The organism is Rahnella sp. AN3-3W3 (assembly GCF_003263545.1).
GTDB lineage: Bacteria > Pseudomonadota > Gammaproteobacteria > Enterobacterales > Enterobacteriaceae > Rahnella > Rahnella variigena.
Map to the genome: position 1 here is coordinate 1 of NZ_JYDG01000096.1, position 13093 is coordinate 13093.

7 protein-coding genes and 1 pseudogene are annotated in these 13093 nt (G+C 55.4%); 3 read left to right on the forward strand and 5 right to left on the reverse strand.

What is annotated here, in order from left to right; genetic code table 11:
• Positions 1 to 108 precede the first annotated feature (108 nt).
• The 5 genes and pseudogenes from UC15_RS21325 to bcsR form a co-directional block, all read right to left on the reverse strand.
• Positions 109 to 3381, reverse strand: coding sequence for a cellulose synthase subunit BcsC-related outer membrane protein (locus UC15_RS21325; RefSeq protein WP_112290784.1), 3273 nt, complete (start codon positions 3379 to 3381; stop codon positions 109 to 111).
• Between the two features lie 22 nt (positions 3382 to 3403).
• On the reverse strand, positions 3404 to 5773 hold the full coding sequence (gene bcsB, locus UC15_RS21330; RefSeq protein ID WP_112290773.1) for a cellulose biosynthesis cyclic di-GMP-binding regulatory protein BcsB: 2370 nt from the start codon (positions 5771 to 5773) through the stop codon (positions 3404 to 3406).
• Positions 5773 to 8384: pseudogene (gene bcsA / locus UC15_RS21335) on the reverse strand (UDP-forming cellulose synthase catalytic subunit). Before bcsA ends, bcsB begins: the two are co-directional and overlap by 1 nt.
• Positions 8381 to 9106, reverse strand: coding sequence for a cellulose biosynthesis protein BcsQ (gene bcsQ, locus UC15_RS21340; RefSeq protein WP_112290775.1), 726 nt, complete (start codon positions 9104 to 9106; stop codon positions 8381 to 8383). Before bcsQ ends, bcsA begins: the two are co-directional and overlap by 4 nt.
• Position 9107: 1 nt before the next feature.
• On the reverse strand, positions 9108 to 9308 hold the full coding sequence (bcsR, locus tag UC15_RS21345; protein WP_112290777.1) for a cellulose biosynthesis protein BcsR: 201 nt from the start codon (positions 9306 to 9308) through the stop codon (positions 9108 to 9110).
• A gap of 203 nt (positions 9309 to 9511) precedes the next feature.
• On the opposite strand from bcsR, the gene bcsE reads away from it, so the two are divergent.
• From bcsE to bcsG, 3 genes are read left to right on the forward strand one after another with little or no spacing between them, the layout of a single operon-like run.
• Positions 9512 to 11110, forward strand: a complete 1599-nt coding sequence (gene bcsE, locus UC15_RS21350) for a cellulose biosynthesis protein BcsE (protein WP_112290778.1) — start codon at positions 9512 to 9514, stop codon at positions 11108 to 11110.
• 5 nt (positions 11111 to 11115) lie between these two features.
• Complete coding sequence (bcsF, locus tag UC15_RS21355) at positions 11116 to 11349, forward strand: cellulose biosynthesis protein BcsF (protein WP_112290781.1); 234 nt, start codon at positions 11116 to 11118, stop codon at positions 11347 to 11349.
• Complete coding sequence (gene bcsG / locus UC15_RS21360; RefSeq protein WP_112290782.1) at positions 11346 to 12992, forward strand: cellulose biosynthesis protein BcsG; 1647 nt, start codon at positions 11346 to 11348, stop codon at positions 12990 to 12992. The genes bcsF and bcsG overlap by 4 nt, the downstream gene beginning before the upstream one ends.
• The last annotated feature ends 101 nt before the right edge of the window (positions 12993 to 13093 follow it).

The window sequence follows — 13093 nt, forward strand, 5'->3', positions numbered from 1 at the left end:
GGCGGTTTCGGCGCAGCACGTCAAGTGATCACCGCTGTTAAGAAACCGAAATCATCTCGATCCAGCTTTCGCTGTAAGCGAAAAACCGCCCTAATGCCCGGTCTGGCATTACTTAAAGTCCGCATACGGCACTAACGGCTCCGGCGGCATATCCAGATCCCCCTGCCAGCCGCTCATCGAATATCTCGCGTACAGCAGGAAATGGCTTGGCGTGTAATCTTTTGCCTGCTGAATATCGATACCGCCACCGACTGTCCAGTGGGAGCTGACACGGCGCTCAAGCAGTGCCTGCACGGTATATCCGAAGCCAGAACCGCTGCTGCCGGTTTCGATGGCGCTTTTATCCGGTAACGAATCCGGGATCAGATTTTGTATCGGGTAACGCTTTTGGTCACTGGTCGAAGAGCGCGACCAGGATACCGACCCGCCCAGCTGCCATGACCAGTTCTCAGTACGCTGGCGATAATTAACCGGCACGGAAACCGAGAAATATTGCTGCGGACTGTAATAGCCGCCCTGTCCCAGCGTATAACCGCTGAGATCTTTCTGGTAATGCCAGACCATCGAACTCAGGCCAACGGTCGCGCGGCGGTTATCCTCATTGATGACTTTGTAGTAATACCCGCCCATCAGACGCTCACGGGTGTTGTCTTCGACATTTTTACCGGTCAGCTGATGCGCACTCAGGTCAGCCCAGACGCCGTTTGCCAGCCCCTGATCGTAACTCAAACCAAGACTGCCACCGGTGGCGATAACGCCGCCCCAGGTGGTGCCTGTGCCCGGATCTTTTGCGCCGGCAAACGAGAGTAATGAGCTGGAGACCGGACGCCGCGAAACGGTGGTCGTCCAGCCAATCTGGTCCCAGTCTCCGCTGTAAGCCAGTCCGCCGACCCAGTTGACCACCGGGAAGCCGAGCGGCGTGGTGCCCAGATCCCCTTTCCATTTGTCATTTTCCCAGCCCGCGCCCAGGCTGAGACCATTGGCTGTCTGGCTGCGGTAGCGTCGGCAGTTCTGATCGCTACAGGTACCAAAGCTCGCCTCATAGTTGCCGTTTTCATTGTCGAACGTTCCGGCATCCATACGCACCCAGTCGGCACGCAGGAATCCGCGCCCCTGATAAACCGGCATATCGGCCTGGAACATGGTGGTGTTGGCAGTGAGATCGGATTTACCCGGCGTCCCGCTTGAGGTCCAGGAATCCGTATCCACGGTAAAATTCACGTCCTGCTGGCGGTACAAATCATGCGCGTCAGAACGGATGCCGCGTTTAAGCCAGTCATCCCCCGCATTGTTTCGCGTCAGCCGCGTATAACCGTCGTTGTCCTGCGGCAATTTATCGGTGATGCCGCTGGCGACCATCGCCTGCTCGTAATCCTGTCGCGCCAGCTGCGGCTGACCGAGCTGTTGTTCAACATTGGCAGCGTTACGATAAATCAGCGCCTTATCCTGTCCTGCGGGTTGTGATGCGGCGGCAGCTTTCAGCGGTTGTAACAATGATGCCGCTCTGCTGGTTTCACCGACATCCAGCCACGCCATCGCCACACGACGCTGCTGATTGAGGCTCAGCCCCTGAAGACTGGCCTGCTGTAATTCCTGTTTCGCCTGCGCGGTATTTCCCGCAGCCAGCGACGCATCAATTGCAGTGAGCGTTTTGTCCAGCCGGATGCGCTGCGCCATTTCGCGCATATTCTCGTCCCATCTGGCTTCCGGCAAGGTGTGCAGATGACGCAATGCCGCATCATCGCGGTCTGAACCAGAGAGATACAGCGAATAGGCGTAAACCTGTTGCGGATCGGAAGGATGCTTCGCCACAAACTGTGTGAAAACAGCATCGGCTTTGGCCGGTTCGCCTGCTTCCCTCAGCGTGCCGGCGTAGTGATATGTTGCCCAGACATCATCCGGATTGAATTTCAACGCTTCGGCGTAACGGTTCGCTGCCTGATTCCAGTTGCGTTCGGCGACGTATTTTTCTGCCTGCTCAGTGACAATGTCACTTTGCAAACCGCGCTGTTTGTCACTGAGTTTTGCCCGTGACGCCGCCGGTAATGAATTGATGTAATCAAGAGCTTTTTGCGGCGACTGTCGCTGATAAATGTTTGCCAGTCCGCGCTGGGCGCTGCTGTTGTCACGCTCCAGCATCAGCGCACGGCGATAAGCCTGTTCGGCCTGTGGATCGTTTTTACGCGCCACCGCCACATCACCCAGCCCGACGGGTGCCCATGGGTCGCGCGGTTCAAGGCGCTGCGCCTGCTGATAAGCCGCTTCGGCCTGTTCGAGCTGACCGGCCTTCAGTGCCTTATCGCCCTGATCGACTTTCAGCCAGTAGCTGTTGGTCTGGATCAGGCTGTTCCATTTTCCGGCGTTATAGCCATCGGTTTCTGCGGCTTTAGCCCGCTGGAACATCGTCAGTGCCTGCTGGCGGTTACCGGCGCGGGAATAGGCCAGCCCCATCGCGCCCAGCACTTCGGCATCATTTGGCGTGGCCTGTAAAGCCTGTTTCAGCGGTGCGATCGCGCCGGTTGAACCGCCTTTGTCGATTTGCGCCAGACCACGGATACGCGCCTGATAACGCGGATCGGCCAGTAACCCCTGCTGGCGCTGGAGTTCCTGCTGTGCCGCAATCACCTGCGGACCGGTATCAAAGGTAGCAATAAACTGCTGCAGGGCGTCGACGCTGGCATCACCTACCGGCTGGTCTTTAATGCGCGCCAGCCATAAATCGGCGGCGGGTGAACGCCCTTCGTTGGTGGCAGCAACCTGTTTGATCAGCCCCACGGCTCTGGCGTCATCACCCTGCTCAAAGGCCATCTGCGCCAGTTGCAGACGCAGCTGAACATCGCCCGGATACTGGTTATTCAGCGCCTGAAGCTGCGCCTGAGCGCGGGCTTTTTGCCCAGGGAGGCGGGCGATGAGTTGCCAGTATTCAACGGCCAGATCCAGCGTCGGCGGCTGGCCGCCAAAAAGTTCGTCGTACTGCGCTTTGGCTTCATCCAGTCGCCCTGCCGTCGCAAGCAGACGCGTCTGTTGCAACTTTTGCTGCATCTCTGGCGAGGCGATTTTCAGGCTGAGTTCTGCCTGCCGGTAATCGTCGGAGCCGGGCGCCACCTGTTTGATTTTTTCCAGTTGCTGCTGCGCTTTGGCCTGATCGCCTTCACGCAGAAGCAAACGCAAACGGGCTGAAAGCACCTTAGGATTTTGCGGATCCATCAGTTCGAGGCGGAACAGCGACTGGCGCACTAAATCATCCTGATGGCTGGCTTCCCCGACCCGCACCTGCTCCAGCAGCCACTGCTCGGGAGAAACCACCGGCGCTGAAATCGCCGGCGCAGCCAGCAGAGCCAGCCCTAACGTCAGGGCCAGCCGGTTGAGAGGAAAACGCATTTTGTGACAGGTGTTCACGTGCTTATTCCTGGTCATCATCAGACAGACGACGACGCGCCAGAGAACGCAGGCCGGTCCACAACAGAATCGCTGCCAGCAACACCACGATCACCGCCATCACCGCCAGCAGAACCGGATGGGTCGCCAGCGCATTCCACACACGTTCCCACCATGGCAGATGACCGACGTAGTAAGTGTCGCCCACTCTCAGACTGCTGACGCCGGAATCACGCACCACGCTGACCGATCCGAAGACCTGCGCGCGTTGTTTAGTGTCCTGCATCGAGGTGTTGAGCAATTCAAAGCCTTGCGGACTGTTCGCCATCAGCGCCACGACGCTGCGCTGGTCAAAATACGGTGACTGCATACCGACGACTGCGGCTATCGGGCCCTGCGCCGTGATTTGCGCACGGGTATCCACCTGAGCGTCGCTCGCCGGTGCCGTATTGTCCGGCAGCGGAGTCTGGCGGATGGGCGAATTCACGGCGTCGCGTGCGGCAGTGATCAGCAAATTGGCTTTTTTGTCATCGCGCATACTGTCGTCACGCAGACTTTCCGGCAGACTGCCGATCACCAGTAAATCCGCATCGGTCGATTTGGCTTTAGCAGTATCTTCCGTCAGCCCCACCCCCAGCGCCGGATACCCGGTGAGCGCGCCAATATTGCCCATCGCATCAAGCAGCGTAGTCAGCTGCACCGGCTGCGGTTGCGGCTGAACCAGCACCAGCGTCTGGGACAAATCGGCCATGCGGCTGAACGGGAAACCGGCATTGGCGAACGCACGTAAATCCGGCATCGCCATAAAGTGACGGTAACCGGAGAAGTCGATGGTTGAACTGTCGTCAATCACCACATGATTTGGCACCGTGGTGTAGGTTTCGCAGCGACCTTCCGTGCCGCTGGCCAGCAGCGAGGTGTAGTCGAAATCAAAGCGCATCTGGTTCACAGCACCGAGTTTTAGCGCCGGAATGTTCAGGTCTTTGCTGCCATCGAGCAACCCTTGTAACAGGGAAAGACGCAGCAGTTGTGAATCCTGATCGTGACCGGTTTTCAGGGTCAGATCCTGCACAAACTGGTTGTTCAGGCTGATGCTCAGGCGTGAGGTATTTTTCAGCTGCGGCGACGTATAACGATATTTCAGCCGCATATCGATACCGGTGCTGTTGATGAGGAACAAGTCCGGCGGCAGGTTGATATTGAGCATAATCGGGTTCGGCTGAATACCGTCTGACTGCAACTGTTCGGCGTACTGTTTCAGTTCACCGAAGTTCATCGGGCGGTCGGTGCGCACCCAGTTTGGCGCATCATACGGCTGACGCGGCTGAGCCTGGTCAACATTATCCACGCCGATGGCTTCACCACGGAACAGGATGTTGCCCTGCGCGATGCCTTTCACCGCCGTCAGCAGATCCTTATCGTCACGCCCTAAAATCAGCAGCATTTTCACGTAAGGATTATCCGGGCGGCTGACCATCTGCACCACCGGCCCTTTCACCGGCGGCAACGCTTTGAGGAAATCCGGGCGCTTGTCATTGGTGGCAAACACAATGGCATGACTGTCCGGCAACTGGTTATACAGCGTCGGGAACCACTGACCGCGCCACTGCGCTTTGGTCCCGAACCAGGAGGCAAGAATTGCCGCCGCCTGTTGCTGGGTGGCGTCCGGCGACGCGGCAAAGACCATCGGCAAATCCAGCGGACGACTGTCACGCGCATCAAAGAACGGCACCGGGAAATGCGCCAGATCGTTGCTCAGCGGCAGTTTTTGGTATTGCAGACTCAGCGAACTGCCCTTACCGATCTCCAGCCACAGCGTGGTATTGGCCGGGTTTTCACACACATTCTGGTAATGGCCGATAAATTCCAGACGGATGCGGTTGAAGTCTGTGACATAGCGCGGATCAATCGCCATCTGTAAGTGGTTTTTCTTGCCGAGCTGGTCTTTGTTGATCACTTCAACGCCCATCAGCTGGTCATTGAGATACACCTTAAGATGCGACTGTACGGGGATTAGCGACGGTGACGGTGTGAATTCCAGATTCAGCATCGCCTGTGTTACCACTTCATCACTGCGCACACCGAATTCAATCTGACCGTTAGGCTGAATGCCACGCAGGGTAATCGCACCCGGCGTCGGCGCCACATCCGCAAACGGCAGCGTGACACTGCGCACCGGCGCGCCCGGAATGATCATCGGATCCACCGCCGGTGCGACCACCGGTAACGTCACCTGCGTCTGAGCCGACGACGTCATATTGTCCGCAGAAACTGCGGGAACGGGCTGATTGCCTGCACTGGCTGGTGCTGGCGCACCGAAGACCGGAGCCACTGAACCCACCGCCAATGACATCAGGGCGGATGCCATCAAAATTGTTAGAGGAAGTCTTTTCATTATTTGGTCATCATCAGGTTGGGTTCATCAGGCTGAACGGACAGCGGCGGATTTCGCGGCGCGAAAGACAGAAGCCAGCCGCCAAACGACCGGGTGCGCGAGGCCAGCGGACGGAAGCGTTGCGGCGCAATATCCAGCATCCGCAGGTAACCGCGGATACCGAGCCCCAGCACTTCACGCAGGCTTTCCATCGGTTTGTCTTCAGGGAAACTGTCTTCGCGCAATACCCAGCTGTCAGCACGGGCAAAAGTACATTGAATGAAATCGATATGTTGTTGCGTGGTGAGCGGCAGAAGCTGCATTCCCATGCTGGTACCAAACACACGACTGATTTGCGTCGGGAAAGTGTATTCCTGCTGACCGCGGCGCAATAGTAACGTGACGTTGTCACCGGCTTTAAACTGGCTGGCACTTTCTGTTTCCAACCCGACGCCGTTGTCCGAATAGTCCTGCACGGTACACACATAAATGTGGCCGTCCGGTTTTATCAGTGAGGCTGGCATTCTGGCTTCGACACGATGCGCCTGACGCACCTGTTTCGATTCAAACGCCACCGCAATCGCCCCGCCGAGAATAATCATGTTGTAAATCACCCACGCCATACTCACCAGCACGGTCAGGATTTCATCGTGGCGCCCATAAATAATGCGGTAAATGCCGAAGAATAATCCGGCCAGGTTAAGCAGCATCAGAATCTGATACGGGCGGCTGATTTTCCAGTCAACGTAGGCGTGTTTGTTCAGGCCACCTTTGGCGGTGACGTTAAATTTACCGGCGTGCGGATTAAACAGCGCCACGGTAGTGGGTCGTGCGATATACCACGCCAGCACGGTTTCGTAGATTTCATTCCAGAAAGAATGCCGGTATTTCCCCTGCACGCGGGAGTTAGTCAGGCTGCGTGGATCATGTGCGGCAGAACATACAGTGCTATCGCAATCGCCGGGGCATAAATGATGTAGGCGTGTAATAACAGAAACGCCAGCGGCGCGGTCAGGAAGATAAGCCGCGGGATCCCCGCCAGGAAGTGCATCATGGCGTTGGCATAACACAGCCGTTGTGCCAGTTTCAGCCCTTTGCCGAACAGCGGATTATCAAGGCGGAAAATCTGCACCATTCCGCGCGCCCAGCGGATACGCTGACTGACGTGGGCGGAAAGGCTTTCAGTCGCCAGCCCCGCCGCCTGCGGAATACGGATATAGGCTGAACTGTAGCCGTGTCGGTGCATACGCAGCGAGGTATGGGCATCTTCGGTGACGGTTTCCACCGCGATACCACCGATTTCATCGAGCACATCACGGCGTAACACCGCGCAGGAACCGCAGAAGAAGCTGGCATCCCACAGGTCGTTGCCGTCCTGCACCAGCCCGTAAAACAACTCGCCTTCGTTCGGTGTGCGGCGCATACGTCCCAGATTTCTTTCAAACGGATCCGGTGAGAAAAAATGATGCGGCGTCTGCATCATGCTGAGTTTTTTATCTTTGAAGAACCAGCCGACGGTCAGTTGCAGGAAAGAACGGGTCGGCACGTGGTCGCAGTCAAAAATCGCCACCAGCTGGCTTTTAGCCTGTTTCAGCGCGTTATTGATGTTACCGGCTTTGGCATGCTCATGGGTTTCACGCGCAATATACTTGATGCCAATTTCGTGGGCAAAATCGGCGAACTCCTGCCGGTTGCCGTCATCAAGCAGGTAAATAGTCAGTTTTTCCCGCGGCCAGTCCAGCCCGAGCGCCGCATACAACGTCGGTTTTACTACGCTGAGGTCTTCGTTATAGGTGGGGATCATCAGATCAACCGTCGGCCAGGTCGAGACATCCTCAGGCATCGGCACCGGTTTACGGTTAAGCGGCCAGATGGTCTGGATATAACCGAGCACCAGCACGGTCCAGGAGTAGGTTTCCGCGCCCAGCAGCAGTAAACCGCAAATCAGGCTCAGCGGATCTTCCCAGTTCAGGGTTGAGGTGTAGCGCCACCATAAATAGCGGCAGGAAATGGTCAGCGACAGAACAATCATCATCAGCGCCGGGAAACGCCCCGGAATGCGCCGGATAATCATCGCAATGCTCCACAGCAGCACCACGAAAATAAACTGGGCGAGATAACCAAATGGCTGGGAAATGCAGAACATGGCCAGCGTAAAGGCCACCAGCCCGGCCATCATCATCAGAACGCGCCTGCCGACGCGGTTCATTTTTCCGATACGACGTGTGATACGGGTTTCCAGCGGGCCTTGTGTCACCCGTTTTGGCAACGATTCCAGCCAGAAATGGATCCTTTCCCGCAACCGTTGCGGCCACCGGCTATAAACGATGCCGCCACGGGTTTTTCCTGCCGGGATGATGATCAGCAACCACAGGCTCTGAACGAGATAACGCAGCGGATCGGCAATACGCACCCGCGAAGGCGAAATTTGCGGATACCAGCGGGTTCTCTGCGCGCCCACACGCTGCCAGGCAGGTGATTCAAAACGCAGAAACAGCCAGCACAGCGCCACACAAAAAATCATCATGCCGGAAGCAATGCGTGAAGATTTTGCCTGCCGGTAACGGCGGTAACGGTGCTGCAGTTCCTGCATGACGGGCGGCACAAAAAACAGGTTTAACAGGCCGTTCATTTTGCCGGACTCCGCACCGCTTGCGGCTGACGAAGATTGAGCAGAAACCAGTTCGCCAGCGTATTAATTTCACGGGCGATCTTGCTGTTATCTTTCCATTCCCCGACCGGTTGTTTTACCGCCAGCGATTCCGCCATGGCTTCATCACGATGTAAAATCACCGGGATCAATGCTGGCAAGGTTTCTTGCCATAACAGCAAAATATCTTGCTGTAACTGGCTGGAGGGAACGAACTGATTGAGCAGATAGCGCCCGTTTGGCGCTAAGGCGTGCTGGTGTAAACGAAGATGCGACTGGGTATCGGCGTGCAGAAGTACCACCGTGCTGTCGGCCAGCGACTGCGCCGGCAGAGGATCAGCCGCCGGAGAATCAATCAGGATCCAGTCATAGACGCCGGTATTTTTGAGCTGCGTGAGCGCTTTTTGCCAGTCGAAATCGGCCTCACTGACATCTTCACCTGAAACATGACCGTAAGGCAGAAAGTCGAGACCGGCGTGGTAACGCATCGCTGATTGTTGCCAGGCTTCTCCGGCTTGGTGCGCGGAACACCAGCCACGCGACTGAGCGAAAGGCATACCAAAATGTAACCGCAGCACGTTTTCCGGTGAAAAGTCGATCACCAGCACTTTTTCATTCAGTTGTGCGAGCCCCCAGGCCAGCGCTGCGGTCACCGAAGTGGTCCCGGTACCGCCACGAAACCCCTGTAATGCGATGACAGCCATATTATTTTTTCTCCGCGCCGTGTTCAGCGAATTGCGCCAACTCAGCCAATAATGGCCAGCGGGACATTAGTTGCGGAATTTTTTCTTTACGGGCTATATCTACGTAATGTAATTCTGACAAAGAAAAAAGGTGACTCAGCGCATAAAAATCATCATCGCTGGACGGTTCGGATTCTTCTGAGTCTGCAATATTGGCCGCCACCGCTTCTCTCCCTGCTTCAATCCAAATGCTGATACTTCAGCACAGCCAAAAATTGCCCGGCATGATTAGGCATTTTAGTATCAAACATTATTGTGAAGATTTATGATTATTTAATGTAGCAATGATAGAATTTATTATACTCACATTTATCAGTGTGTCCCAGCAGACTTTTAATCAAAACCGGACAGAAGCAGATTAACAATATGGCACTCTCCTTTTCATTGGGTATGAAGCAATTCTGGAATGGTTTAGGCCAGATGCAGGCTCAGGGGCTTTACTGGGTCAACACCGACAGTCAGGAAGCGGCATATCGTTTGAGTGGTCAGGTACTTGAAGCTCAGCGGGGAGAAATCCCTGTCAGCCTGTTTTTTCCGCAGCACAATTTAATTTGCTCTGGTGATAAAAATAGACTAGCTGATGACAATATCCTTCTTACCCATTTGCATAAATACCCCAGGCAAACGTTTTATTATCAGCACGCGGAAGGAAAAAAAGCGTTTCTGGGATTGCCCGCCGATATTAATCGCCTGCCTGCTCCCCCTGCTTCTTTAATGATTTTATTACTTCCTGCCGTGCGCTGTCAGGAAGTAAAAGATAAACAACTTTCCCGCTGGCTGAGTGAAATTCAGTCAGGCGCTAATAGTAAAGGGGCGGCGCTGCTTATTATCTGCTTCGGCGATGGCATTAATGCGGTTAAATCCCGCTTACATTTATTCCACCACGATATATATGGCCTTGCAGATTTAAAAACCGATGTGAACCCAAACCAGTGGGGCATCTCCTGGTGGCATGACAGTCTGGGTGCCGAAGCGAATACGCTTTATCCTCTCATCCCGCGCACGAACGGTTGGGAGATCCAGAAAGACGGTGCTTCTTCAGCTTCAGCCCAAACCGGTGATGATCAGTGGATGTTGCTGGCAGAGCGTTCGGTGCTGGAAGGTGCGCCTGCACTTTCCGGGCGCTGGTTCCTGTTCGATGGCAACGACGCGCTGACCGAAAGAGCCACGCACGCCCGTTCTGCCACCGTTATTTTTGCGCTGGCGGGTAACGATGAAGTGGAAGTGCTCGCACGGCAGATCCACCTTTTGCGCATTCAGCGCGGCAATGGTTTGAAAATTGTGGTGCGCGAGATGAACTCTTCCCTGCGCTATGTCGACCAGCGTCTGTTGCAGGCCTGCGGTGCCAATCTGGTGGTGCCGCACGCTGCACGTCTTTCCAACTTTCTGACCTTACTGGATGACCTGCAAAATCTGACGTTTACCCGTCACGTCCCGCAGGACATTGACGTGCTGCTGGACAGCCGTTTGCCAACGCATCATAAGGGATATCTGCCGCTGCCGGTGTTCTGCGACGTGATGCGCGATATCTGGGATCACGCCGCGCTGGCGACCGAATCACGCGGGATTTTAATTTCACTGCGCCCTGCCGCCGGGATCAGCCCGCAGCAGGCGATGTCGCTTTGTTCGCTGCGCCGCGACGGCGATATTCTGACCGTGACTGAACGTCATCTGTATTTGTTCCTGTCGAACTGTCAGGTCAGTGATGTCGAAAACGTTCTGGCCTTCCTGTTTAATCTGCCGGTGAAAGAAGTCTTTAGCAGTCAGACTTTCTGGAGTCACGAGCTGGATATTCAGACCGAAGTTCGCAGTCTGGCCGCCAAACCGCCGATGGCAAATCCGGTGTCAGAAGCACAGCCTTTTGTGGCGCATAAATCTGAACCTTTGAAACGTGCGTCCGTTCATCAGCCCGTTCCCATCACGCTGGCCGTGAGCGATACACCTGTTATTAACACGCCGGAGTAAGAGAAATGGACATTCAGGACATTATCGAAATTTTCATTCTGGCGGCGGTGATTTTTCTCCCGCTGGGATATGCCCTGCGCAGCCGGTTGCCGCGCTGGAAAAACCGCTTTGCGACGCGATTTCTTTCGCCGCGTTATTTAACCCCCATGACCATCAGCAGCATCAATAAGAACCGCAAACGCTCCGCGACTTTGCCTGAAAATTCTGCGGCTACAGGGAAATCCAAAACTTCATCATGAACGAATCGCACTCTTCTTCTCCGCGCTTGCGGATCTGGCAATCCTGGCGCGGTCTTGGTGCCTGGAACTACTATTTCTTATTGAAATTTGTTCTGCTTTCACAGGGTTATCTGAATTTTGACGCGCTGAGTAATCTGGTTTTTGCGGCGGTATTATTATTCCCGCTTCGCTCCCTGCGCCTCCATCGCTGGCGACAATGGGTTGCCCTGCCGTTCGGTCTTGCGCTGCTTTATCATGATACGTGGCTGCCGGGCTGGCGTTCCATTGTCAATCAGGGAGCAGACGTCGCAGGTTTCAGCGTCAGTTATCTGCTTGAACTGGCTGACCGTTTCATCAACTGGCAGTGGATTGCCGTCGGTTTCGCCCTGCTGGTCGGTTATCTGTTTATTTCACAGTGGTTACGCCTGACGACATTCACGGTGATAGCCCTGTTATGGGTGAATCTCAGCGGTGTGATCACGCCGTTGTTTACGCATACATCGGCACCGGTTTTGGCACAAAATACCGCGGCGGCTCCGGCACAAGTCGCGCCATCCGCTACCGATAATACCGTCACGGGTCCGCCGACCAATGCCAACCTGAATGCGTATCTGGATCAGTTCTATCAAAACGAACGCCGCAAGGCGACGAAGTTTCCTGATGCCCTGCCAGCCGATGCGCAGCCTTTCGATCTGCTGGTGATCAATATCTGTTCGCTGGCCTGGGCTGATCTGGACGCGGTGAATCTTTCGAATTCGCCGCTGTGGTCGCGCTTTGATTTTGTCTTCAGCAATTTCAACTCCGCCACCGCATACAGTGGCCCGGCGTCGATTCGCCTGCTGCGGGCGAGCTGCGGTCAGCCATCCCACCACGATTTGTATCAGCCAGCCGGTCAGCAATGTTACCTGTTTGACGATCTGGCGCGTCTGGGCTTTACCTCGCAACTGGCGATGGATCACACCGGCGTGTTCGGTAATTACATCGGCAATCTGCGTGATGACGCGGATATGAAAGCCCCGCTGATGTCGCAAGCGGGTCTGGGTTATGAACTGACCTCTTTCGACGGTTCACCCATTTTCAACGACGGGCAACTGTTCTCCCGCTGGCTTGAGAATCAGGAAAAAGCTGGCACCGCACGGACAGCGACCTTCTTCAACCTGATCCCGTTGCATGACGGCAACCGTTACGTCGGCAGCAATAAAGGTGCGGACTACCATAACCGCGCACAGACACTGCTGAACCAGCTGAACACCTTTATGGATCAGCTTGATAAATCGGGTCGTAAAGTGATGCTGGTGGTGGTGCCTGAACATGGCGCGGCGCTGGTGGGCGATAAGATGCAGATTTCCGGCCTGCGTGATATCCCGAGTCCGGGTATCACTCACATCCCGGTCGGTGTGAAGTTCTTTGGTATGCAGGCACCACATGCGCCATCGCCGATGAAAATCGACGGTCAGAGCAGCTATCAGGCGATTTCAGAAATGGTCGCCCGCGCAGTCGATGGCAAAGTCTTTACCACGCCGACCATGGACTGGAAAACCTTCGCGTCGAACCTGCCGCAAACGCCGCTGGTGTCTGAAAATGAAAACTCGGTAGTAATGGAATATCAGGGGAAAATCTATATTCGCCTGAATGGCGGTGGATGGGTGCCGTATCCAAGCTGATGCTATTTTGTGGGCTTGCCGCCCACACTGGCCTTAAGGTCAACACCTTGGGTTGCCACCCAAACGGCCTAAGGTCAAGGTCGTGGGCGTCGGCCCACACC

Coding starts and splice junctions, on each gene's coding strand:
- UC15_RS21325 (WP_112290784.1), bottom strand. CDS start 3,381: ATGCGTTTTCCTCTCAACCGGCTGGCCCTGACGTTAGGGCTGGCTCTG.
- bcsB (WP_112290773.1), bottom strand. CDS start 5,773: ATGAAAAGACTTCCTCTAACAATTTTGATGGCATCCGCCCTGATGTCA.
- bcsE (WP_112290778.1), top strand. CDS start 9,512: ATGGCACTCTCCTTTTCATTGGGTATGAAGCAATTCTGGAATGGTTTA.
- bcsF (WP_112290781.1), top strand. CDS start 11,116: ATGGACATTCAGGACATTATCGAAATTTTCATTCTGGCGGCGGTGATT.
- bcsQ (WP_112290775.1), bottom strand. CDS start 9,106: ATGGCTGTCATCGCATTACAGGGGTTTCGTGGCGGTACCGGGACCACT.
- bcsG (WP_112290782.1), top strand. CDS start 11,346: ATGAACGAATCGCACTCTTCTTCTCCGCGCTTGCGGATCTGGCAATCC.